Raw genomic sequence first — 24,719 nt, 5'->3', positions numbered from 1 at the left:
TTCCTGACCTTAATAAGTCCGACATATCTTCGAAATAGATGTTGTCCTGCAAGCATAAAGAACATCTCGGATGCCTGAAATTTTCATGGTTTCAAGAGCATGGACAGAGCTTGTAGCGTGCGATAACGTGAAGGTTAATGGCCGCGAAATAAGAAACAAGGCGGCAAGGGGTTCTTGGCATGAGTGCAGACGCAGATTTGCTTCGCATCGAAAATCTGCAAGTCTCTTTTTCCATTATGGGCGGAAAAATCGACGCCGTCCGCAATGCCAGCCTCCGCATTCTGCCGGGCAAGGTCACGGCACTTGTCGGGGAATCCGGCTCGGGCAAATCCGTCATCGGCCAGACAATCATGGGCATCCAGCCCCGCACCGCGAGTGTGAACGGGCGCGTTCTCTTTTCCGACCCGAAGCGCCCCGGCGAACGCCCGACTGATCTCTTACAGCTGGAGCCGGATGGAAAGCCCATGCGCGCCATTCGTGGCAACCGCATCGGCCTCATTTTTCAGGAGCCGATGACATCGTTTTCGCCGCTCCACACGATTGGCAACCAGATCGATGAGGCATTGCGCATCCACTCCGTTCTGTCGCCGAAAGAGCGGCAGGAGAAGATAGAGGAAACGCTGGATCTCGTGGGCTTCGCCAAGCCCGCCAAGATTTGCCAGATGTACCCGTTCGAGCTTTCAGGCGGCATGCGCCAGCGCGCCATGATTGCCATGGCGCTGATCTGTCGCCCTGCCCTTCTGATTGCGGATGAGCCGACAACAGCGCTCGATGTGACCATTCAGGCGCAAATCCTGAAACTGCTGCGCGACCTGCAAAGCCGGCTCAATATGAGCATGCTGCTCATTACCCACGATCTTGGCGTCGTTGCCAATATCGCCGACGAGGTTGCTGTCATCTATCAGGGCGAGATCATGGAAGCGGGCACGGTGGATGACATTTTCCGCGCGCCTTCGCACCCCTATCTTAAGGGCCTGATGGCTGCGGTTCCGCATTTCGACATGAAGCCCGGCGAGCGGCTGAAGGCGCTGCGTGAAGTGACCATCGACAAGGAAAGCCTGATCGGCAAGAAGACAGCGACGGTGGACAAGGCGCCTGGCGTCCTTCTGCGCGTCGACAACATCAGCAAGACCTTCACCACCCGCAAATCCAGCTGGTTCACCTCCGGCAAATCAAGCGCCACAAAGGCAGTGGATGGTGTCAGCTTCGATATCATGCGCGGTGAGTGCCTCGGCCTTGTCGGGGAAAGCGGCAGCGGCAAGACCACGGTCAGCAAAATACTGATGCGCGCCGTGAAGCCGGATGAAGGTTCGATCACTTTCCACAGCAAAAACGGCGATATCGACGTTCTGAACGCCAGGGATGGCGATCTACGCGAGTTGCGCACCCGAATTCAGATGGTGTTCCAGGACCCGATCTCGTCTCTGTCGCCCCGTATGACAGTCGGCAATATCCTGAGCGAACCGCTGGAAATCCATGGTCGCGGCGATTCGAAATATCGCTCTGCCCGCGTGAAGAACCTGCTGCGCGCAATTGGCCTTGGTGACAGCGCGCTGAACCGTTATCCGCACAGCTTTTCCGGCGGGCAGCGCCAGCGTATCGGCATCGCCCGCGCCTTGATGCTCGGACCGGAACTGCTGATCTGCGATGAGCCTGTTTCCGCACTCGACGTTTCCGTTCAGGCGCAAATTCTCAATCTCCTCAAGGATTTGCAGAAGGACCTTGGCCTTACCTACCTCTTTATCTCCCACAATCTGGCCGTGGTGGATTACATGGCAGACCGGGTTGCGGTAATGTGCGAGGGCAAGATCGTGGAGCTTGCGCCGCGCGAAACGCTGATGCGCAACCCTGTTCACCCCTACACCAAGTCGCTGCTGGCAGCCGTTCCCTTCCCCGATCTCGACCGCCCGCTGGATTTCAACACGATTGGAAAAATCAGCGCGACCGGCAAGTTCGACTGGGGCAAACAGTTCCGCGATGAACAGGATGGCAGTTTGATTACGGCCGATCTGGGCGGGGGGCATCTCGTGCTTGCCAATTCCAATGCGGATGTTCGGGAGTTACGTTCGTGATTACGCGCCGCACCACACTTGCGCTTCTGGCCTCCGTCTTTGCACCCTGGAAAGCGTTTGCCGCCTATACGGATGCGGATTTCTTCAAGGAAAAACGCGACAAGGGCGAATTGCCGCCGCTGGACCAGCGACTGCCGAAGAACCCGCGCGTCATCAACCTGAAGGAAATGGGCCGCGAGCCCGGGAAGCATGGCGGCACCGTGCGGATGCTGATCGGCGGCCAGCGCGATATCCGCCTGATGCCGATCAACAGCTATGCCCGCCTCGTTGGCTATGACGAGCATTTCGACTTCCAGCCGGATATTCTCGAATCCTACACCGTCGATGAAGAGCGCATCTTCACGCTGAAGCTGCGCGAAGGCCACAAGTGGTCCGATGGCAGCGAATTCACCTCGGAAGATTTCCGTTATTTCTGGGAAGATGTGGCTCTCAATCTGGAAATTCACAAGGGCGGCCCGCCCATCGAGCTTCTGGTCTATAGCAAGCCGCCTGTGGTCGAAGTCATCGACAAGCTGACGGTGCGCTATACCTGGGACGGTCCGAACCCGGATTTTCTGGCGAAACTTGCCGGGGCTACGCCGGCGCGCGTCTTCCTGCCCGCTGCCTATATGAAGCAGTTCCACATCAAGTATCAGAGCGAAGAAAAGCTCGCCAAGCTGATGAAGAAGAACAAGGTCGATGACTGGAGCAGCCTGCACATCAAGATGTCGCGCCAACTGCGCCCGGAAAACCCGGACCTGCCGACACTCGATGCATGGCGCGTCATCAATGCGCCACCTGCGGAGCAATTCATCTTCGAGCGCAATCCCTACTATCACCGCGTCGATGAGAACGGCTTGCAGCTTCCCTATCTCGACCGTTTCCTTCTGAACGTCACCTCGTCGGAAATCATCGCGGCGAAAACCGCCTCGGGCGACAGCGATCTCCAGTTCATGGGACTGGATTTCAACGATTACACCTTCCTGAAGGATGCAGAGGATCGCTATCCGCTGACGGTCAAATTGTGGAAGCGCAGCCAGGGATCGCGCGTCTGCCTGCTGCCGAACCTCAATTGCGCCGACGAAGGCTGGCGCAATCTCTTCCGCGACGCAAACATCCGACGCGCGCTGTCGGTCGCGATCAACCGGCACGAAATCAACATGGTCTGCTTCTATGGGCTGGCCAAGGAGAGCGCCGATACCGTGCTGCCGGAAAGCCCGCTTTTCCGCCCGGAATTTGCGACGGCATGGGCGCAGTTCGATCCGGATCTGGCCAACAGGCTTCTGGACGAGGCGGGCCTCACCAACCGCAACGACAAGGGCATTCGCCTGCTTCCCGATGGCAGGCTGGCCCATATCATCGTTGAAACATCCGGCGAGAGCACGCTGGAAACCGACGTGCTGGAGCTCGTGACGGACCATTGGCGCAAGGTGGGCATTTCCCTTTCCAGCCGTCCGACGCAGCGCGATGTCTTCCGCAAGCGCGCCATGGGCGGTGAAGTGATGATGTCCGTCTGGTTCGGAATGGACAATGCAATTCCCAACGCCGACATGCTGCCCTCAGGCCTTGCTCCCACGGGTGACGACCAGTTGCAATGGCCGGTCTGGGGCATTCACTATCTTTCCGGCGGTCGCGAGGGCAAGGAGCCGGATCTGCCGGAAGCCATTCGCCTGCTGGAGCTTTTCAAGAAGTGGCGTCGCAGTATCACCGATGAAGAGCGGAAGGCCATCTGGCTGGAAATGCTGACGCTCTACACGCAGCAGGTCTTTTCCATCGGCATCGTCAACGGCGCGCTTCAGCCTATCGTTCACACGGCGAAGATGAAGAACGTGCCGGAAAAAGCGCTCTACGGTTTCGAGCCGACCTCTTATCTCGGTGTCTACATGCCGGACGCGTTCTGGTACGACGGGAGCGCATGATATGCTCAGATATATCCTAGGGCGCCTGCTCGTCATGATCCCCACGCTGATCCTGATCTCGATGCTAGTCTTCACCATCATCGAGCTTCCGCCGGGAGATTACTTCGAAAGCTATGTTGCCGAAATGCGCGCCATGGGCGAGACGGCCAACATGGCCGAAATCGAGGAACTGCGCGTCCGCTACGGCTTCGATCAGCCCGCGCCCATCCGCTATTCCAGATGGGCAACGGGCATGCTCGTCGGCGATTTCGGTTACTCCTTCGAATACCAGCTTCCCGTCAGCGAAGTGGTGGGGGAACGGCTGTGGCTAACGGTTCTGGTGTCCTTCGTGACCATCATCGTGACCTGGATTCTGGCCTTCCCCATCGGCATCTATTCCGCCACGCACAAATACAGCTGGGGCGATTATGGCCTCACCTTCGTCGGTCTGCTCGGCATCGCCATTCCGAATTTCATGCTGGCCCTGATCCTGATGTATTTCGCCAATATCTGGTTCGGCACCTCTATCGGCCACCTGATGGACCGTGAATATCTCAACCAGCCGATGAGCTGGGACAAGTTCAAGTCCATCATGGAACACCTGTGGATCCCCGTCCTGATCATCGGCACGGCGGGAACGGCAGGCATGATCCGGCGTCTACGCGCCAATCTGCTGGATGAATTGCAGAAGCAATATGTCGTCACCGCACGCGCCAAGGGCCTGCATCCTTTCAAGGTGCTGACCAAGTATCCGCTGCGCATGGCGCTGAATTTTTTCATTTCGGATATCGGCTCCATCCTGCCCGCAATCATCTCGGGCGCGGAAATCACCGCCGTCGTGCTGTCACTGGAAACGACCGGCCCGATGCTGATCCGTGCGCTTCAGAGCCAGGACATGTATCTGGCAGGCTCGTTCCTGATGTTCCTCGCGTTCCTCACCGTCATCGGCGTGCTGATTTCAGATATTGCGCTCGCCATTCTCGATCCTCGCATCCGCTTCGGAGGTGGTAACGTCAAATGACTTCGTCCATTCCGAAGCCCGGCGAGCCGCTGCCGCATTACGTCTCAACCGCCCCTTTCGATCCGTATCTGGTAGAGCCAGCCACGAGCGGCCTTGCCATGGTGGGCAGGGCATCTCAATGGAAACTGATGTGGTGGCAGTTCCGCCAGCATAAGCTTGCGCTCTATTCCGGCATCTTCCTGCTGTTTCTCTATCTCTCCATCCTGATCTGCGAATTCCTCGCGCCCTATAATCTGCATACGCGTGATGTGGAAAACATCTACGCGCCGCCGCAGAGCATCCATTTCTTCCACGATGGCCAATTCATCGGCCCGTTCGTCTATGGCCGCACGATGAGCCTCGACATGGAAAATCTGCGCCGCGTCTATGTGGACGTGCCGACAGATGTTCAGAAGATCAGGTTCTTCTGCCGGGGAGATGGCTATCGCTTCTGGGGCCTGTTCGACAGCAACGTTCATCTGGTATGCCCTGCGAAAGACGGGCAGATGTTCCTGCTTGGCACGGATCGCCTCGGTCGCGACGTGCTGTCGCGCATCATCTACGGCGCCCGCATCTCGCTCACCATCGGCCTGTTCGGCGTCGCCATGAGCTTCGTTCTCGGCATCGTGATCGGCGGTCTTGCAGGCTATCGCGGCGGCTGGTTCGATCTTGTCGTTCAGCGCATCATCGAGGTCTTGCAGTCCATTCCCAGCATTCCGCTGTGGCTTGCGCTTGCCGCCATCATGCCCGTCACATGGAGCCCAATCCTCGTCTATCTCGGCATCACCCTCATATTGGGATTGCTGGACTGGACGGGGCTGGCGCGCGCCGTGCGCTCCAAGCTTCTGGCGCTTCGCGAAGAAGATTACGTTCTTTCAGCGCAACTGATGGGCGCCAGCACCAGCCGCATCATTGGGCGGCATTTGATCCCCGGCTTCATGTCGCATCTGATCGCCTCGGCAACGCTCACCATTCCGGGCATGATTCTGGGCGAAACCGCACTCAGCTTCTTAGGCCTTGGCCTTCGCCCACCGATCACAAGTTGGGGGATTTTGCTCACAGAAGCGAGAAGCGTGAGCGTGATTGCCCTTTATCCATGGCTTCTGATACCAATTCTCCCCGTCGTTCTTGTCGTTCTCGCCTTTAATTTCCTCGGCGATGGACTACGTGATGCAGCAGACCCATTCAAATAAGTGGACTGTATGTTGAGAGATTGGCCCCAATTCCATACGCGGTTCCTGCGCGGTAAAAAGAGGTTTTGCCTGTGACAGCTCGTTTGAACGATGCCCGCATTCTCATGTACAGCCATGATTCCTTCGGGCTTGGACACCTGCGCCGGTGTCGCACCATTGCCCATGCGCTGGTGGAAGATTATCGCGGCCTCAACGTCCTCATCATCTCCGGCGCAACCATCGCCGGTGCCTTCGATTATCGCGCCCGGGTGGATTTCGTGAAAATCCCCAGCGTCATCAAGCTCAGAAACGGCGAATACACATCGATGGATCAGCATATAGATCTTCAGGAAACCCTGAAGATGCGCCGCTCCATCATCTATCATACGGCGGAAAGCTTCCAGCCGGACATATTCATCGTCGACAAGGAGCCCATGGGCCTGCGCGGCGAAGTGGAGGAGACGCTGACCTACCTCAAATCCAAAGGCACGAAGCTGGTTATCGGCCTTCGCGATGTGATGGACGCGCCCCAGCTTCTCGAAGCCGAGTGGAAGCGCAATGATGTGCTGAAGAAAATCGAACGGTTTTACGACCACGTGTGGGTCTACGGCCCGCCGGATTTCCACGATCCGCTGACCGGTCTCGAAGTGCCGCAGCCTGTGCGCGACAAGATGGATTTTGTCGGCTTCCTGCAACGCTCCAAGACTCAAGGGGATGGCCCCAACAGGCATGAAGGCGATTATATTCTGGTAACGACCGGCGGCGGTGGCGATGGTAGCGAGCTGATCGATGACGTCATCCGCGCCTACAAGTTCGACAGGTCGCTGACGCAGAAGGCACTCATCGTTCTCGGCCCCTATATGCCCGCCGAACAGCGTCAGAAGTTCGCAAGCCACGTTGCCGATATTCCGCATATGGAAATCATCGAATTCGACAACCGTATGGAAGATCTGGTGGCGGGAGCACAGGCCGTCGTTTCCATGGGCGGTTACAATACCGTGTGCGAAATTCTATCCTTCGACAAACCGGCGCTGGTGGTGCCACGCATCGTGCCGCGCGAGGAGCAGTTGATCCGCGCAAGCCGCGCTTCCGAGCTTGGGCTGTTCGACATGCTTTCGCCGGAAGAGGCGGAAGACCCGGCACTGATGGCGCAAGCGCTGAAAGCTCTGCTGAAACGCCCGCCACCCTCTGCCAATGGCCGCAATCTGAAGTTGGATGGGCTGGAAAACATTTCAAGACGCATTGCCGAATGGCTCCAGCCGGACGATACGCAGAAAGCCATCTCCGCAATTGCATGACGGGAGACATCCCAAACCGAAAGAAGGTACGGCATCGTGACCGAACCCAAGAAAATCGTGGTGCTTCTCAAAGGATATCCGCGCCTTTCCGAAACATTCATCGCGCAGGAACTGCTTGAACTGGAAAAGGCAGGGCTTGAGCTGGAGCTCATGTCCATGCGCCGCCCGACAGACAGGAAGCGCCACCCGGTGCATGACGAAATCCGCGCGGGCGTAACCTACCTGCCGGAATATCTGCACGAGGAACCGCTCCGCGTTCTGAAGGCGCTGTGGGCCTGCCGGAAGAAGCCGGGCTTCGGCAAGGCACTGCGCCGCTTCCTTAACGACCTGCGTCACGATTTTACCCGCAACCGCTTCCGCCGTTTCGGCCAGGCAGCTGTGCTGTCGCACGAGTGGCCGCAGGACGCCGGTTGGCTGCATGTCCACTTCATCCACACGCCAGCATCGGTCGCTGCCTATACGCATCTGATCAGCGGCACGCCCTGGACGATCTCCGCGCATGCCAAGGATATCTGGACATCGAGCGATGCCGATCTCTCGCACAAGCTGGGTAGCGCCCGCTGGGCCGTGACCTGCACGGCAAGCGGCTTTCGGCATCTGCAAGCACTTTCCCCCGATCCGAAGAAGGTCCACCTGAGCTATCACGGGCTCGATCTCACCCGCTTTCCGCATTTCGACGGCGTGCGTCCAGCCCGTAACGGGTCCGACCCTTCCGATCCGGTGCGCATCTTAAGCGTCGGGCGCGCGGTGAAAAAAAAGGGCATCGACATTCTGCTTCACGCGCTCGCCGCCCTGCCCGCTTCCCTACAATGGCGGTTCACCCATATTGGTGGCGGCGATGAATTGGCGGCATTGAAGGCACTCGCAGACAAGCTTGGCCTTTCAGACCGGATCGTCTGGACGGGCGCGATGGATCAGAAGCAGGTTCTGGAACATTATCGGGACGCCGATCTCTTCGCACTTGCCTGCCGCATCACCGCCGATGGCGACCGCGACGGATTGCCGAATGTTCTGGTCGAGGCCTCAAGCCAGGCGCTGACCTGCATCTCCACCAATATTTCCGGCATCCCCGAATTTTTCATCGATGGTGAAAACGGGCTTCTGACGGAACCGGAAAATCCGGCAGCTTTTTCCAGGGCTCTTGAGCAGGCGATTTCAGACCCTGCGCTCAGGATGCGGCTTGGCAATGCCGCCGAAAACCGCGTTCGCACGTCTTTCGATCACCGCAACAGCATAACCGAACTGAAAAGCCTGTTCGAACAGGAATGGGAGAAAACCCCGTGACGACTGCCCGCACGAATCCGCGCGTTTTCTTCTATGTGCAGCATCTTCTTGGCATCGGCCATATTGCCCGCGCCAGCCGCGTGGCGCATGCTCTCGTTGCCAACGGTTTCGATGTGACGATGGTGACGGGCGGCACGCCGGTTCCGGGCTTCCCGGGTGACGGCATTCACCACATCGAACTGCCGCCGATTGCCGTTGCGGACGGCAATTTCTCTGGCCTTGTCGATGCCAGTGGCGCGCCGGTGGATGATGCTTTCAAGGACGGTCGTACCAGCATGCTGCTCGGCGCCTATAATGGCGCGATGCCTGACATTGTCATCATCGAAGCCTTTCCCTTCGGTCGCAGGCAGGTGAGGTTCGAACTGCTGCCGCTCCTTTCGGCCATCGAAAAGAGCATCAAGCGCCCGCTGGTCATGACCTCGTTGCGCGACATTCTGCAGGAGCGCGCAAAGCCCGGTCGCGACGAGGAAACCATAGACCTCGTGAAGAAGCACTTCGACACCGTGCTGGTTCACGGCGATCCCGATTTCGTTCGGTTGGAAGAGACCTTCCCCCTTGCAGAGCAGATCAGCCAGCGCATCGTCTATACCGGCCTCGTTGCACCGGCAAAACCGCAAGCCCCGCAGGAGCGTTTCGACGTCGTCGTCTCTGCTGGCGGAGGAGCCGTCGGCGCTAATCTGTTGAAGGCAGCACTCGCGGCAGCGCCAGAGCTCCCGGAGTTGAAAAGCTGGTGCCTCATCACCGGACCGAACATGCCACAGGCGGATTTCGATGCGATCTCTGCGCAAGCAGGCGATACCGTCTCCGTCTTCCGCTTCCGCAAGGATTTCGCCAGCCTTCTTTCAGGCGCGAAACTCTCCATCTCGCAAGCGGGCTACAACACGGTCTGCGATATCTTGCAGGCCAAGTGCCGTTCGCTGCTCATACCCTTTGCTGCCGGTGGAGAAACGGAACAGGGCGCCCGCGCATCGCGCCTGTCGAAGCTCGGCCTCGCCCATGTACTGGAAGAAGATGCAATCTCACCGCAATCCATGGCGGAGGCAATCAGGCAAACATTGGCTCTAGCCGAGCCGGGTGAAACAACGCTCGATCTGGACGGCGCGGCAGGAACGGCTCGCGCACTGCGCAAACTCTACGCAGAACACCAGCTTGAAGACTGACGGGTCGCCCGCGATCAATACACTGGTGTTCGGTTTCAATATTCAGACATAATGCATGTATTGATTCTGCATATTCTTTCCATTTGCGGGGCTTTTGACGCAGGCGGAGGAATGGCGTTAGATATGCGTAGACACAATCGCCAAACCCACATCCGTCATCAACTCTGTTGGATTTGATCGTCTCTGAGCCTTGCATTGACGGTAATGACGATCTTTCTCATTGTTGCGGCGATAGCGACAATGGGTGGCTTTCTGTTTTCGATCAGGCGTCTGTAGAAGGATGCGAATTGGCCTTTTCCCTGTGCTGCGCACATTGCGGGCATGAAAAGGGTCTTCTTGACCTGGGGCCGTCCGCCGCGTTGTCGTCGTCGGCCTCTCGCGCTTCCGCTCTCGCTTGGATGGGGTGCCGTTCCCGCCAGGGCAGCCGCCTGACGGCGATCCAGAGTGCCTAGGCTCAGGACTCATTAATCGAGCCAGTAGCAGCAAGTTGCTGCGATGAGGATTGCGGATAGGAAGGTGTGAGCGCATCGGTCGTATCGGGTGGCGATGCGCCTCCAATCCTTGATCCTACCAAACATGTTCTCGATACGATATCTTTGCCTATAGAGGACTTTGTCGTAGTGGGCCGGGTTGCGTCGCTTCTTACGTGGTGGGATGCAGGGTGAAATGCCTTTGTCTTTCAATCCATTGCGGAACCAGTCGGCGTCGTAACCACGATCTGCCAGTAATTCCTTGGCGTTGGGTAGGCGATCAAGCAGGTGCCGGGCACCCTGATAGTCGCTGGCCTGACCCTGAGTGAGGAAAAACAGCAAGGGCCGTCCCAAGCCGTCGGTGACAGCGTGTAGCTTGGAATTCAGGCCGCCTTTCGTTCGTCCGATGCAGCGGGAAAGAGCCCCTTTTTTAGCAGGCTGGCTGCGGTGCGATGGGCTTTCAAATGGGTGGCATCGATCATCAGCCTGTCGGGTTGACCTGCCTTCCCCGCAAGTGCCTCGAAGATTCGGTTGAAGACGCCGAGCCTGCTCCAGCGGACGAACCGGTTATAAAGCGTCTTATGTGGACCGTATTCCTTCGGCGCATCCTTCCATTGAAGTCCATGTTTCAACACGTAAATGATGCCGCTCACGACCCTCAGATCATCCACGCGCTCGATGCCGTGGGCAAGAGGGAAATAGGGCCGGATGCGGTTGAACTGAGATGGCGTCAGCAAAAACAAATCACTCATGGCAAGTCCTCCTACCATGAGTGAATCAAAAGATCGTCAAATTGGAAAGGATGATTAATTAATAGGGCCTGAGCCTAGCTCTGGAATAAGAGCAAGCAGGCTTGCGGCGCTGAGAAGCCCGACGCCGCTGACGGTCGTGCAGATTTGGATACGCCGACGAAGTCTCGCGCTTTTGGCGACGAGGGCGGAGATTTGCCTTTCGATCCCGTCGATCTGGCGCTGTATGGCGCTCAGCATAGCCTTGTACGACAGGGCGACTGCCTTGGCGCCGACTGCTTTCGAACGGTTATGCTCGGTAACCCTGAGTGCCACGAGATCGGCGCGGCGGCGCACCAGCGCCTGTAATTGCGCCTCATCGGGGTCTGGCGCCTGCCATAGCGGCAGGCTTTGCCACCGCTCTCGGCCATAGGCTGCCATGTGCCTGGCATCGATGGCATCGCTCTTGCCCAGCGTACCCATGGATCGGATATAGGCCTTCAGCTTCATGATGTCGGCGCGGTGACAGGCAAGACCTGCCTTTAGGCACTCTTCCAGGAGGAGGAGTTCATAGCCGCCGGTCGCCTCGCAGATGACGAAATCGGGCTGCTTCTGTTTCAGAAACGTTCGAATGCTGCGGCGATCGTTGGTGACGGCAAAGGAAAGTCCGCCGTCACTGACGACAAGATTATCTTTGGCGACATCGATGCCGAAGCATCGACGGGGTGCGGTGTGCAAAACGTCCATGATCCTGCTATCCTTTGCAGGCTTCGGATTGTTTGCGGGCGTTCAAATGCCCAATCAACTCTCCAAGCGGTGAAGCAAAAGGCGGCAGGGAGCCTTGATGACGTGGGGTGTGGTCCCAATCCTCGGACGGTCGCCTGTCGCCGGGACTGCGGGGTTTGAGCCCGCAGTCCCGCATGAACAATAGACCGATTTCAACAAACAATCCTCGGCCTTGTGCCGAGGATCCCTCGTCATCAACGAAATCAAACGGTTGTGGATCCTCGGGTCAAGCCCGAGGATGACGCCGAGGGATGAGTGCCATCAATAAGTGATCTTCTCCCGCCGGAAGCCGAGACCGATCAGGCGACCGGCGAGATGTGCGAGAAGGGGAAAACGCATGATGGCGCGCACGAAGGCCGGCGGGCCCTTCGCTTTCTTTGCCACATCCTGATCCTTGCGGTTCTTGCTGCGCATCATCAACTGCAGCCGTTGCGTCGCTCTAGTCGGAAAGGAGCGGCGTTGTTCGATGGCCGCCAGATCGGCATCGGATATGCTGCCCTTATGACGCAGTGCAGGCACGATGACATTGGCGGCAGCCACAGCATCCTGAATGGCCAGATTGACGCCCACGCCGCCTATGGGCGACATGGCGTGTGCGGCATCGCCAATGCAGATGAAGCCCGGCTTCCACCACTGTTTCAACCGGTCGATCCGCACGGTCAGAAGATGCACATCGTCCCAATTGCCGATTTCCTGAAGTCGCTCTTTCGGAAGCGGGCAGACTTCGGCCACACGGTCACGAAACGCCTCCAGTCCCTTTTCCCTGATCTCTGCGAAAAAGCCTTTGCGCACCACGTAACCGCACTGCCAGTAATCGCCGCGGTCGATCAGAACGAGACCCTGCTGCGGACCGGCATGGCCCATCGTCTCGGTAGGATCGCCCGCCTGCTTCGATAGCCGCATCCACAAGACCTCCGTCGGCACGCCGAAGCGCTGTATTTCAAGCCCCGCCTTCTCGCGCACGACAGAGCTGCGCCCATCGGCACCCACCACGAGGTCGGCCTTGACGGTCAGCTTGCCTCGCGGGGTGGAAAGCTCAAGCCCGTGCACTCTGCCAGCGCCCTGAATAAGGTCGATCACCGGCGCATTGAGCAGCAGCCGAAAATTCTCGTATTGCCCCGCCTTGCCCGCAATAAAATTGAGAAAATCCCATTGCGGCATGAAGGCGATGAACCTGTTCTTGACCGGCAGCCAGGAGAAATCCGCTATTGTCAGCTTCTCCGTCCCGATTTCAGCGTGAAGCTTTTCCGCTTTCGTATGCGGCAGAGCCAGAAACTCCTTGATGAAACCCAGTTGCTCGATCAGTTCGAGTGTGGACGGATGGATCGTATCGCCGCGAAAATCGCGCAGGAAATCGCCGTGTTTTTCGAAAACGGTGACATCGATACCCGCGCGCGCCAGAAGCAGACCCAGCATCATGCCCGCCGGGCCACCGCCTGCTATCGCAACCGTCGTTTCAATCGTCCGGTCTTCGCCTTCAGCTTCCATGGCATTGTCCATTTCATGAGGCCTTTTCGGCAGGCGGAAGCGGTGCATTCTTGGGATGCGGCGAGCCATTGACGAAACGGAACAACCACTGCTTGCGAGCAAAGAGAAAAGCCAGCAGCATGGCGGTCCAGAGGCCGAGCAACAGCCCCGCCGCCACATCGCTTGGATAATGCGCGCCGACGATTACCCGCGAAACGCCGATGACGAGGGCAAGCAGCATGAACACATAACGAAAGCGCGGAATCAGCATCGCAAAGGCACCAAAGAAAGCGCCAGCGGCAGCGGAATGGCCGGAGGGAAAGCTCTCATAGAGATTGTCGTTGCTGAACGGCGTGAAACTGTAAGCGCCCATCTCAACGAAAAGCTCGGGCCGCGCCCGTCCAATCAGGAACTTCAGGAGATGCACGAAGATGCTGGCGCTGCCGATGGTCAGGAAAAAATAGGAAAACAACCTCAATGCGGTGCGAACCCGTGCTGAATAGGGGTTGCTCATCACGAAGCGGGCGGCGATATAGGCAAGAATTGCAAATAGGCCGGTGCTGTAGAGCATCCAGCGGAAGGTACCGAAATCCGTAATGGCCTTGTTGAAACCGACGATGGAGCCGGGAAGCGCCTGCGCCCGTTGCGACAGGCCGGGATCGAAGGGAATGAAAACGAGAACCAGAACGAAAGTGGCAATGAAAATCCAGCCACTGGAAATCACAAATCGCTTCATTCAAACCCTCTGCCTTCGCCCTTACACTATGGAAATGTCGTTTCGCTAAAACAATATGCACCGAATTGTCACTCTGCATAGTTACATCGGCGTCAGCACGGCAAAGATGGGACTAAAACATAGGGCAAAGCTTTTTCCTTGTTCTACCCGTGTTTCGCTTGTAGAGCCTAGGGTGATAGATTTGATCAGAGCCGGACATCACATGACAGACAAGCAGGGCATCACCTCGCCTGAAAAACTTACCGTACTCGGCTCCACCGGCTCTATCGGAACGAATACGCTGGATGTCATTCGCCAACTGGGCGGGCGTGAGCGCTTCGACCTTCTGGCTTTAACGGGGGCTGGCAATATCGAGCTTCTGGCACAGCAGGCACGCGGTTTCGGTGCGAAACTGGCCGTAACGGCGGAAGACGAGAATTACCAGGCACTGAAGGACGCTCTCTCCGGCAGCGGTATCTCGGTCGCATCCGGCAGAACCGGATTGCAGGAAGCGGCAAGCGCCGAGGCCGACTGGGTGATGGCTGCGATTGCCGGAACGCCCGGTCTTGAGCCGACTTTGACCGCTGCACGCCGTGGCGCGAATATCGCGCTCGCCAACAAGGAGTGCCTCGTTTCCGGCGGCGACGTGTTCATCGGCACCGTTCGTCAGGGCGGCGGCAATCTCATTCCGGTCGACAGCGAGCACAGCGCGATCTTCCAATGTCTCGAACCGGCCAACAGAAACACGGTGGAACGCATCGTTTTAACAGCATCGGGTGGCCCGTTCCGGACTTGGGCGCGTGAACAGATGGCAGGCGTCACCGCCGAAATCGCACGCGCGCACCCCAACTGGTCCATGGGCCTGAAGGTCTCCATCGGCAGCGCTTCCATGTTCAACAAGGCGCTGGAGATGATCGAAGCAAAATTCCTCTTCGATCTTGAGCCGGACCAGATCGAAGTCATCATCCATCCGCAATCCATCATCCATTCCATGGTGGGTTACACGGATGGCTCCGTGATCGCACAACTCGGCTGCCCAGACATGCGCACCGCCATTGCCTACGCCCTCACCTATCCGGCCCGCGGCGAAATCGATGTCGAGCGGCTGGATTTCGCCAAGCTCTCACGACTGGATTTCGAAGCCCCGGATGAAGCCCGTTTTCCCGCGCTACGGCTTGCACGCGTTGCACTTGAACGGGGGGGAGTGCAAGGCGCTGTTCTGAACGCAGCAGACGAGACCGCGTTCCACGCATTCGTCGATGGACGGATCGGCTTCCTGCAAATGGCGGACACAGTGGAAGCCGTGATGGAGCGGATGAACGACGGCAGAAGCGCCAACACCATTGAAGACATCCTGGCGGCGGATGCGGAAGCACGCGCACATGCGCAGGATGTGATTCTGCAAATGCAGAAAGCTGCCTGAACAGTCCCCCACGACACAGACGAGAGAGCATCCAACTCATCACGCGGCGATGCGTGGATTTCGCATGACCTGCGTTCAACCTTAGCGCTTGCCATACCCTTCCTTTATCGTTATTGCAAATTTGTAATGTTATTACATGACAGATGAGGAACATATAATGATCACTAAGCGTGCCCTCGCACTCTCCATCGGCTCACTTCTTCTTCTCTCTTCGGTCGCAGTCGCACATGACAAACCCGCTGAGGCGAAGAAGGAAGAAACGCATAGCCATTCACACGACCACTCTCATGGCTCGAAGGATGTCTATAATGGCTATTTCGAAGACAGCGCGGTCAAGCCTCGCGCACTGAGCGATTGGGAAGGGGAATGGCAATCTGTCTATCCCTACCTTCTGGACGGCACGCTTGACCCGGTGATGGAACATAAGGCTGAAGGTGGCGGCAAGAGCGCCAAGGAATTCCGCGATTATTATGACATCGGCTACAAGACCGATGTAAACCGCATTTCGATTGGCGCCGAAGATGTTACGTTCTATCGTAACGACAAGTCCACGAAAGCGAAATATGCCAGCGACGGCTTTGAAATCCTGACCTATGAGAAGGGCAATCGCGGCGTGCGCTACATCTTCAAAAAGACGACGGGAGATGAGGCAGCGCCGCAATATATCCAGTTCAGCGACCACACCATCGCGCCGGAAAAGGCAGGCCACTACCACCTCTACTGGGGTAATGACCGCAGCGCCGTCCTCAAGGAACTGACCAACTGGCCAACCTATTACCCATCCTCGCTCAGCGGTAAGCAGATCGTTCACGAAATGCTTGAGCACTAAACGAAGAAGGGGCGCAGCCAGTAAGCTGCGCCCCTTTTTTTGACATCATGTCGTTATCAGGCGACCGCGCGGGCCAGCGCGCAACGCGCCCAGAGCTGGTGTATGGCGCCGACGAGGTGCTCCAGATCGGCGTCGCTGTGAAGCGGCGTCGGCGTAATACGCAGGCGCTCCGTCTTGCGCGGCACGGTCGGATAATTGATCGGCTGAACGTAAATGCCGTGATCGTCCAGCAGAATATCGGAGATCCACTTGCACTTGGCCGCATCGCCCACCATCACTGGAACGATATGGCTGGGATTGCTCATATGCGGAATACCGCTGGCATCTAGCATGGAACGCAATGTGCGCACACGCTCCTGATGACGCGCACGCTCGAAAGGGCTTGCCTTCAGGTGCTGAATGGAAGCAACGGCACCAGCAGCCAGAGACGGCGGCAGAGCGGTTGTAAAAATGAAGCCCGATGCGAAGGAGCGGATGAAATCGCACAACGCTTCTGAAGCGGCGATATAACCGCCCATCACGCCGAAAGCCTTGCCCAGCGTGCCTTCGATGATCGTCAGGCGATCCATCATGCCTTCGCGTTCCGCAATGCCACCGCCGCGAGGACCGTACATGCCAACGGCATGGACTTCATCGAGATAGGTCATCGCGCCGTACCTGTCGGCCAGGTCGCAGATTTCCTTGATCGGGGCGATATCGCCATCCATGGAGTAGACCGATTCGAACGCGATCAGCTTCGGCGCAGCCGGATCGGCAGCCTTCAGTTTCGCTTCCAGATCCTCCAAATCGTTGTGCTTCCAGATGACCTTTTCACAGCGGCCGTACCGAATGCCTTCGATCATCGAAGCGTGGTTGAGGGCATCCGAGAATATGATGAGGCCCGGAATTTTCTGCCCGAGCGTGCCGAGCGTCGCCCAGTTCGAAACATAGCCGGAGGTGAAGATCAAAGCGGATTCCTTGCCGTGCAGATCGGCAAGCTCACGCTCAAGCATAACGTGGTGGTGGTTGGTGCCAGAAATATTCCGGGTGCCTCCCGCACCCGCGCCACAGTGATCGATGGCGGCTTTCATCGCCTCTACCACTTTTGGGTTCTGACCCATTCCGAGATAATCATTGGAGCACCACACGGTCACATCTCGCTGTTCGCCATTCGACGTGTAGCGGGTCGCCCGTGGGAAATTGCCTTTTTGCCGCTCAATATCCGCAAAGACGCGGTAGCGACCTTCCGAATGCAAGCTATCCAGTTCGGTCTTGAAATATGCCTCGAAGTCCATTCCATGCTCCAGAATTCTAGCAGTCGTTGTCGGCCCGCCTCCTTGAACCGTCAACCCCATCGACGCGGATATCGCATCCCTGCGTCAATTCGCCTCCACTTTTGAACCATTCCAAGAAACATCTATAAGAGAATTGCCAAAGCGCAAAATTGATTCATGTCAAAGCGCCAACAAAAATTGGAACCTTTACCTAAATTAGTCGTTCAGTAGGGCACAATCGATTGGCGCGGGGAGCGTGCCTCATAAGGGAAGGCTTCCATAAACACATTCGAATTGTTAAACATCTGCAGCGGTCGGAGGTAGCAGTCGCCGCAGATGTGTATGGGACGCCTACCAAGAGCCATAGAGCTCATATGTAACGTTGGAGAGAGTTCATGAAAAAGGCTGTTATTTTTGCCGTGATCGGTTTGGCGCTTGCAAGCTGCACGCAGACTGAAAAGGGTGCAGGCACAGGCGCAGTCGTAGGCGGCATCGCAGGCGCTGCAATTACCGGAAACGTACGTGGCGCAGCTGTCGGTGCAGCTCTCGGCGGCGTAACCGGTGCGCTCATTGGCCGCGCCAACGAGCCGGGCTACTGCTACTATCGCGACCAGTACGGCCAGCGCTATACCGCACGTTGCCGCTAACGCGTGACAAAATCGCATCAGGAGGCCCCGGCAATGCCCGGGGCTTTTTTGTTTGGGGATGAAGTGGCCGTTTTGGGGTGCCCCTGCTGCACCATTTATGATTAGATCGTCATGTTAACGGACGATAAACGGGCTGGGGCAATAATAAATGCTCAACCATAAAGTAGCGTATGCCGAAAAGACGGACTGACCCAAGGAAGAGTAATGCGTACTGGAGGGCAGGCACCGCCTTGGCGGTTGCGGCAGCATTGACTGTTTCTCCGGGCTTCGTGCGCGAAGCCTTCGCTCTCAAAATTTTCGGCATCACTCTGTGGGGCTCCGATGAGGAAGAGAATCAGGTTCTCGACCCCGTGACTTTTAGCGTGACGTTGAATGCGCCGGGCGCGGACAAGAAACTTCAGGATGCATTGAACAACAGTTCCCTTCTGGTTTCCGAACCGGAGAAGCCTGCATCGGGCGACCTCGGCCTTCTCATCCGTGCGCGTGACGACCGCGAGCGGCTGATCGCAGCACTTTATGAGAATGCCCGCTATGGCGGCACTGTGAAGGTCACGGTCGCCGGGCAGGACATCGATTCCATTGCGCCAAATCCCACATTCAACCGCTCAGGCCCCGTCCCCGTCCTCATAGACGTCATGCCCGGCCCGGTCTTCACGCTCGGTACCGTGAAGCTCGAAGGAGATGTGACCGGGCGGAACCTGGACGAATACGGGCTCGTGACCGGCGGCGATGCCGGATCGCTCGCCATCATTCGCGCAGGCAACAAGCTCATAGACGACCTGAAAGCCGAGGGCCGCCCGCTTGCCAAGCTGACCAGACGGGAAGCCGTGGCCAACCACGCCAACAACACCGTGGACCTGACGATGGCTGCCGAAGGCGGTCCGGTTGCACCTCTGGGTGAGGTGGCGGTCAAGGGCCAGCGCACGGTCGATCAGGATTTCATCCGCAAATATTCCCGCCTCAATGGCGGCGAGCCTTACTCTCCCGAAAAGCTTCGCAAGGCCTCTGACCGGCTGCGCAAGCTCGGCGTGTTTTCCAGCATCACCATCAAGGAAGCCAGCGCACTGGCGCCGAATGGGACGATACCGCTGACCATCGAAGTCTCGGAAGGAAAGCATCGCTATTTCGGTCTCGGCGCACAATATTCCACGACCGAAGGCGCTGGATTGCAGGGCTATTGGGGCCACCGCAATCTGTTCGGAAAAGCCGAATCGCTTCGCATCGAAGGCGCCGTTTCTCGGCTGGGCGAAGCTTCGAATGTTCAGGACATGGATTATTCGGCGGGCATCACCTTCACGAAGCCCGGCATCTTCAATCCTGAAACCACATTTACCGCCAGCCTGAAGGCCAAAACAGAGCATCCCGACACCTACGACGCGCGCTCTGTCACGGCATTCGGTGGCTTTGCCTATGAGTTCAACGACTATGATACGGCAGGCGCGGGTCTGGAAGTCGAGTGGACGGATACGGACGATGCCTTCGGCAACAACCAGTACCTGACGACGTCGATCCCGCTGGAATTCGTGCGCGACATGCGCAACGACAAGCTTAACCCGACCGAAGGCTTCCGCGCGTCGATCTCGGCAAAGCCAAGCTTCGAGGCGCTGAACGGCACCTTCTTCACCTCCTTCGAAGCATCCACCACCGGCTATAAGGGTCTTGGTTCGGACGATCAGGTCGTGTTGGCGGGCAAGATCGCGGGCGGAGTGCTGATTGGTGTGGACGCGCTTCAGGACATTCCGGCAACGCGCCGTTTTTACGCCGGCGGCGGCGGCTCGGTGCGCGGCTATAGCTACCAGGAAATTTCGCCCTATAATGCCGATAATGAGGCGACAGGCGGTCGCTCCTATATCGTCACGTCGCTCGAAGCCCGCTTCAAGGTGACCGAAACGATCGGCATCGTGCCCTTTATCGACGCCGGTATCGTTTCTTCCGATATCGCGCCGGATTTTTCGGATATTCGCGCGGGCGCGGGTATCGGGCTTCGCTACGCAACACCCTTCGGGCCGTTGCGTCTCGATGTCGCCACGCCGCTGCAAAAATATGATGGCGGCAGCAGCTTCGGGATTTACGCCGGTATCGGCCAATCCTTCTGAGGTCGCGCGGCAACGCTGGCTGAGCGGAACACGTGAAATGCGTTCGAACACAATCCGTGGCAATCGGGGAGCCGGAACTGTCACCATCAAAAAGCGAAGTGTAGATTACCGCTCATGAATATGCTGATTCGATTTCTGAAGTGGTTCGTCTACATCGCGCTCGGCTGTGTGGCTCTCCTCCTGCTTGTTGTTCTGCTCCTTGGCTTCACACCCTTCGGCGCGAAATTTGTAGCGGATGAAGTCTCGAGAATAGCATCGTCCACGGATCAGACCATCACCATATCTCCGCCGAAAGGCTTGCTGACAGGCCGCCTGCGGCTGGACAGCGTAACCCTTGCCGACCGCGAAGGAACCTATGCGCAGTTAAGCGGCGTCGAACTGGACTGGTCGCCGCTCGACCTGCTTGGGGGCACGTTCCATGCCGAGCGGCTGACGGCTGCCGATGTAACGGTCGAGCGTCCGCCTCTCCCCTCCTCCCAGCCACAGACGCAAAGCTCCTCCGGCTTCTCGCTTCCGGTGGATGTGGCAATCGACAGGCTTGCGCTGCCCAACATCGCGCTTGGCGAAAAACTTGCGGGACGCGCATTCACGCTCAGCGCCGATGGCCACGGCTACGCGACATCGGATACGATCACCGCTTCGCTTTCGGCATCCCGAAAGGATGAACAGCGCGCCTCTATCAATGCCGACTTTGCTTACGTTCCCAATGAGAATGTGCTGAAGCTCCAGGCGCTTCTGGATGAGCCGGAAGGCGGCTTGCTGGCCAATATCCTGCGTTTGCCCGGCGCGCCCGCCGTTTCGCTCAATCTTAATGGCGAAGGGCCTTTGTCCGATTGGCGCGGCAAGCTCGTCGGTTCCGTTGCCGGAAGTGAAGTCGTCACGCTCAACGGGCACCATAGCCTGAATTCCGATGGAACGAGACGTCTTGAACTGAAGGGCGGCGGTGAGCCTGATCGGTTGCTGCCGCCGCTGGTACGGCAACTCTTTACCGGCGAGACGAAAATCGATCTTGCCGCTGCGATCTCCCCGCAAGGCCGGATCAGCGTCGAAAACGGCAATCTGGAAACCGGGGCGCTGATCCTGACCGCATCCGGTAGCATCGATCCGCAAGGACAAAACGATTTGTCGGCCAATCTGATCGGCACCAACGGTCCGGTCGATGTGCGCCTGCCGCTCGCCGAAGGTGAGGTTCAGGCGCTGGTGGATGGTATCGATCTAGCGCTTCGCGGCAATGCGGATGCGGCCCGGCTGAACACGGTCGTTTCGCTTCGCTCGTTGCAGCTGCCACAGGGCCGCCTCGAAGGCGTCAACCTGACAGCCACCAGCGATGACCTGAATATTGCAAGCCAGACTGGAACAATCCGCACGACGCTTGCCGTCCAGCAATCGGCGTTCACGGCACCGGATATCGAACGTGCGGTGAAAGCCCCGTTGAAACTGGTGGCGCCCCTGCGCGTTTCTCCGCAATCCATCGCTTTCGAAGGCGCGACGCTGGAAAGCGCAAGTATCGGCGGCACGGCAAGCGGCTCTTATGATCTAACCGCAGGCAGCGTTTCGTCCAATCTGCGCCTGTTCGTCATGCCCGCCGTCCTGCCGCCGGGCCTTGCAGAAAAATTCGATACGACCATCGCTATCGACGGTTACATCAGCAGCGTCATCGGTGGAAAAACGAGCGTCGAAAACCTTGTCGTAAAATCGGGCACGCTTGAAGCAAGTGGCAACATCGCGCTGGAAAATGGCAACGTTTCTGCAAAACTCGGCGGGCGGCTGCCTGCCTTGGAAAAGCTGACGCCGCAGGCTGCAGGCGCGCTCGGCTTTGCGCTCGAAGCCAACGGCCCGATCACGGCAGCCGATTTCACCGCAACGCTCACATCCGCACGCGCCACACTTGCAGGCCGCGCGCTCGAAGCGCTGAAGGTTTCCGCCAGTGGCAAGGCTGACGTGAATGCCCCGCAGGCGAAGTTCCAGGCAACCGGCACGCTGGACCGTCAGGTTATCGATGCATCTGCGGCGCTGGTCCAGACCGATAGCGGCACGGCCATTCCCGAGCTCAACGTCAAGGTTGGCGCAAATGTGCTGACCGGCAATCTGCAACTGACCCCGCAGTTCCTGCCATCCGGCTCGCTCAACTTCGATTTCCCGGATATTTCACTGCTCGCAGCGCTCGCTGCCCAGCAGGCAAGTGGCGACCTCAAAGGCGATGTTGCGCTGAGCAATGCCGATGGCAAGATCGCCGCCACAATCCGTGCCAGCGGTAATTCCTTGCGCCAGGGAACAACGACAATTGCCGGCCTTGCCGCAGATATCAAGGTGGATGACCTGCAGGCGCTTGCCATCAACGGTAACGTGAAGGCAAAAACGATCACGGCTGGTGCCGCGAATATTTCCGATCTCGCGCTTGGCATCGACCATACCGGAAATGCCACGACCTTCGATCTCAATGCTCGCTATGATAACGCGCCTCTGGTCCTGAAAGGCCGCGCGGATATGGGTGCTGCACCCATGACCATCAATCTGGATGCCTTCTCTGCAACGCCGCGCGGCATACCCGTTCGTCTTTCAGGTCCCACAGCCATTGCCGTCAACAATGGCGCGGCGCGCATCGCGGGCCTCACCATCCAGACCGGCAATGGGCGCGTAGAGATCAACGGCACGGCGGGATCGACGCTCGATATCACGGCGGCGATCCGCTCGCTGCCCGCCAACCTCGCCAATGCCTTCTCACCCGGCCTTGACGCCGCTGGCACCATCTCCGGCACCGTAACGGCGAAAGGCCCGACTTCAGACCCTTCCGTCGATTATGATCTGACATGGTCGGACGCAGCGGTCAGCCAGACCCGTTCGGCGGGCCTTGGCGCGCTCGGCATCAAGGCCAATGGCCGCTTTTCCGGTGGAACCTTGCGCATCGACACCAATGTCACGGGGCAAGGCGGGCTCTCCCTCTCCGGCGGCGGCACGCTTGGAGTTTCCGGCAACCAGCCTCTTTCCATGGCCTTCAAGGGAAATCTGCCTTTCGGGGCTGTAGCGGCGCAGACGGCCGCGCAAGGCTTTGACGTGGCAGGGTCCGCCGCCGTCGATATTCGCATCGAAGGCACAGCTGGCGCGCCATCGGTCACGGGGACGATTACCACGGACGGGACGCGCGTGACCGATGTTCGCCGTAACCTGACGATCAACAATCTCGGCGCCACCATTACCTTCAACAGGGATGTCGCCACCGTCTCGCGTCTGACGGGCACACTTGCGGGCGGCGGAACGATTTCCGGCTCAGGCACCATCGGCATCAATCCGGGCGGCGGCTTCCCCGCCGATCTGACGATTACGCTGAACCGCGCGACCTATAATGACGGTACGCTTTTCACCACTCAGGTCAGTGGAACATTGACCCTCAAAGGCCCGGTTCTCAACTCGCCCGTACTGGGCGGAACCATCACTCTCGACAAGAGCTCGATCACCATCCCGGAACGCCTTCCCGCTTCGCTGGCGCAGCTCGATGTGAAGCACAAGAACGCGCCGCCTGCGGTGCGCCGGCAGGATGCCAAGCTGAATGCCGACAAGGGAGGCAGCGGAAGCTCTTCCACCATTGCCCTCGACCTGCAGATCAATGCACCGAGCGGTATCTTCGTTCGCGGACGCGGTATCGATGCCGAACTGACGGGCAGTCTGACAGTGCGCGGAACGGCTGCCGACCCGCAGGTTTCCGGCGGCTTCGAGATGCGCCGTGGGCGACTGGAAATCCTCACCCGCCGCCTGGATTTCACCACGGGCGATATCACCTTCGGTGGCGGTCTGGTTCCGGTGCTGAACATGGCAGCCGATTCGACCGTCGGCTCCAACACGGTCACGGTTTCGGTGACGGGCAACGCGAACGATCCGTCTTTCGCCTTCACCTCATCCCCTGCTCTTCCGCAGGATGAAGTCATGGCCCAGCTGATCTTCGGTCAGTCCATGTCTAAACTCTCGCCCTTGCAGATCGCTCGCCTTGCGGATGCTGCGGGCCAGCTGGCGGGCGGTCGCTCCACCTCGCTCTTCGATAGTCTGCGCAGCAACCTCGGCATCGATGACCTCGACGTTTCGACCGACTCGGAAGGGCGTGCCCGCGTATCGGCAGGAAAATACCTGAACGAAAAGACTTATCTCGAGCTTCAGCAAAGCGGCGATTCCGGCGCAAAGGCCATCATCAACCTCGATGTCGGCAAGGGCGTGAAACTGCGAGGGGAAGCCGGGGGGAATGGAGAAGGGGCGGCAGGCATATTCTATGAAAAGGAATACTGACCATTTTTGTACGATACCTTACAAATAACGCCTGACGTTAATCAAATGGTTAGACCCGTTCGGAATTCAGATAATTTTAAACATGATCTTGTAGATGAATTGTTGTTGCCTTGAATCATTCCTGCGCATTTGGCGTTGAGAGATCTTGTACGCGCGCAACAGCACCA

18 protein-coding genes are annotated in these 24,719 nt (G+C 58.2%); 12 read left to right on the top strand and 6 right to left on the bottom strand.

The window, feature by feature from the left end:
- Positions 1 to 179: 179 nt before the first annotated feature.
- The 7 genes from CFBP5473_RS02420 to CFBP5473_RS02390 all read left to right on the top strand — a co-directional run bounded on the left by CFBP5473_RS02420 (position 180) and on the right by CFBP5473_RS02390 (position 9,863).
- Positions 180 to 2,072, top strand: coding sequence for an ABC transporter ATP-binding protein (locus CFBP5473_RS02420; RefSeq protein ID WP_027676719.1), 1,893 nt, complete (start codon positions 180 to 182; stop codon positions 2,070 to 2,072).
- Entirely contained in the window at positions 2,069 to 3,970 is a 1,902-nt protein-coding gene (locus CFBP5473_RS02415) for an ABC transporter substrate-binding protein (RefSeq protein WP_027676718.1), read from the top strand. The genes CFBP5473_RS02420 and CFBP5473_RS02415 overlap by 4 nt, the downstream gene beginning before the upstream one ends.
- A 1-nt stretch (position 3,971) precedes the next feature.
- A complete protein-coding gene (locus tag CFBP5473_RS02410) occupies positions 3,972 to 4,970 on the top strand; it encodes an ABC transporter permease (protein WP_027676717.1) in 999 nt (332 codons plus the stop codon).
- Complete coding sequence (locus tag CFBP5473_RS02405; protein ID WP_027676716.1) at positions 4,967 to 6,142, top strand: ABC transporter permease; 1,176 nt, start codon at positions 4,967 to 4,969, stop codon at positions 6,140 to 6,142. The genes CFBP5473_RS02410 and CFBP5473_RS02405 overlap by 4 nt, the downstream gene beginning before the upstream one ends.
- A gap of 71 nt (positions 6,143 to 6,213) precedes the next feature.
- Positions 6,214 to 7,419, top strand: a complete 1,206-nt coding sequence (locus CFBP5473_RS02400) for a glycosyltransferase family protein (protein WP_027676715.1) — start codon at positions 6,214 to 6,216, stop codon at positions 7,417 to 7,419.
- Positions 7,420 to 7,455: 36 nt separating this feature from the next.
- Positions 7,456 to 8,703: a glycosyltransferase gene (locus CFBP5473_RS02395; protein ID WP_027676714.1), complete on the top strand. Its 1,248-nt coding sequence runs from the start codon at positions 7,456 to 7,458 to the stop codon at positions 8,701 to 8,703.
- Entirely contained in the window at positions 8,685 to 9,863 is a 1,179-nt protein-coding gene (locus CFBP5473_RS02390) for a glycosyltransferase family protein (protein WP_051441392.1), read from the top strand. The genes CFBP5473_RS02395 and CFBP5473_RS02390 overlap by 19 nt, the downstream gene beginning before the upstream one ends.
- A gap of 158 nt (positions 9,864 to 10,021) precedes the next feature.
- Here the strand turns inward: CFBP5473_RS02390 and CFBP5473_RS02385 are convergent, their stop codons facing one another.
- The 5 genes from CFBP5473_RS02385 to CFBP5473_RS02365 all read right to left on the bottom strand — a co-directional run bounded on the left by CFBP5473_RS02385 (position 10,022) and on the right by CFBP5473_RS02365 (position 14,050).
- Complete coding sequence (locus CFBP5473_RS02385) at positions 10,022 to 10,282, bottom strand: transposase (RefSeq protein ID WP_234881794.1); 261 nt, start codon at positions 10,280 to 10,282, stop codon at positions 10,022 to 10,024.
- A gap of 45 nt (positions 10,283 to 10,327) precedes the next feature.
- A protein-coding gene (locus CFBP5473_RS02380) for an IS5 family transposase (protein ID WP_137394051.1) occupies positions 10,328 to 11,085 on the bottom strand; the annotation gives its coding sequence in 2 pieces (ribosomal slippage) (positions 10,328 to 10,752 and positions 10,752 to 11,085; 759 coding nt in all).
- A 54-nt stretch (positions 11,086 to 11,139) separates the two neighbouring features.
- On the bottom strand, positions 11,140 to 11,808 hold the full coding sequence (locus tag CFBP5473_RS02375; protein ID WP_234881770.1) for an IS110 family transposase: 669 nt from the start codon (positions 11,806 to 11,808) through the stop codon (positions 11,140 to 11,142).
- A 300-nt stretch (positions 11,809 to 12,108) separates the two neighbouring features.
- Positions 12,109 to 13,335 carry an FAD-dependent oxidoreductase gene (locus CFBP5473_RS02370; protein WP_234881769.1) on the bottom strand — a complete coding sequence of 409 codons (1,227 nt, stop codon included), beginning with the start codon at positions 13,333 to 13,335 and terminating at the stop codon, positions 12,109 to 12,111.
- Positions 13,336 to 13,348: 13 nt separating this feature from the next.
- Positions 13,349 to 14,050: a phosphatase PAP2 family protein gene (locus CFBP5473_RS02365; RefSeq protein ID WP_027673710.1), complete on the bottom strand. Its 702-nt coding sequence runs from the start codon at positions 14,048 to 14,050 to the stop codon at positions 13,349 to 13,351.
- Positions 14,051 to 14,252: 202 nt separating this feature from the next.
- Between CFBP5473_RS02365 and dxr the strand changes: the two genes are divergently transcribed.
- Together dxr and CFBP5473_RS02355 are read left to right on the top strand one after the other, a co-directional pair.
- Entirely contained in the window at positions 14,253 to 15,452 is a 1,200-nt protein-coding gene (gene dxr, locus CFBP5473_RS02360) for a 1-deoxy-D-xylulose-5-phosphate reductoisomerase (protein WP_027673709.1), read from the top strand.
- A 157-nt stretch (positions 15,453 to 15,609) separates the two neighbouring features.
- The gene (locus CFBP5473_RS02355; RefSeq protein WP_037170655.1) at positions 15,610 to 16,281 is read left to right on the top strand and encodes a metal-binding protein ZinT; all 672 of its coding nucleotides are present in this window, start codon (positions 15,610 to 15,612) and stop codon (positions 16,279 to 16,281) included.
- Positions 16,282 to 16,337: 56 nt separating this feature from the next.
- On the opposite strand, the gene hemA is transcribed toward CFBP5473_RS02355, so the two are convergent.
- Entirely contained in the window at positions 16,338 to 17,555 is a 1,218-nt protein-coding gene (gene hemA / locus CFBP5473_RS02350; RefSeq protein ID WP_027673707.1) for a 5-aminolevulinate synthase, read from the bottom strand.
- A gap of 374 nt (positions 17,556 to 17,929) precedes the next feature.
- On the opposite strand from hemA, the gene CFBP5473_RS02345 reads away from it, so the two are divergent.
- The 3 genes from CFBP5473_RS02345 to CFBP5473_RS02335 all read left to right on the top strand — a co-directional run bounded on the left by CFBP5473_RS02345 (position 17,930) and on the right by CFBP5473_RS02335 (position 24,552).
- Positions 17,930 to 18,181 (top strand): YMGG-like glycine zipper-containing protein, encoded by a 252-nt coding sequence (locus tag CFBP5473_RS02345; protein WP_027673706.1) that lies wholly within the window; start codon positions 17,930 to 17,932, stop codon positions 18,179 to 18,181.
- A 170-nt stretch (positions 18,182 to 18,351) separates the two neighbouring features.
- Positions 18,352 to 20,277: an autotransporter assembly complex protein TamA gene (locus tag CFBP5473_RS02340; RefSeq protein ID WP_027673705.1), complete on the top strand. Its 1,926-nt coding sequence runs from the start codon at positions 18,352 to 18,354 to the stop codon at positions 20,275 to 20,277.
- Between the two features lie 114 nt (positions 20,278 to 20,391).
- Positions 20,392 to 24,552, top strand: a complete 4,161-nt coding sequence (locus CFBP5473_RS02335; protein WP_027673704.1) for a translocation/assembly module TamB domain-containing protein — start codon at positions 20,392 to 20,394, stop codon at positions 24,550 to 24,552.
- The last annotated feature ends 167 nt before the right edge of the window (positions 24,553 to 24,719 follow it).

Origin of the sequence: Agrobacterium larrymoorei (assembly GCF_005145045.1) — a bacterium.
GTDB classification, from domain to species: domain Bacteria; phylum Pseudomonadota; class Alphaproteobacteria; order Rhizobiales; family Rhizobiaceae; genus Agrobacterium; species Agrobacterium larrymoorei.
Note: the sequence above shows the minus strand (reverse complement) of the source record. Positions and strands in the feature narration are given on the sequence as shown.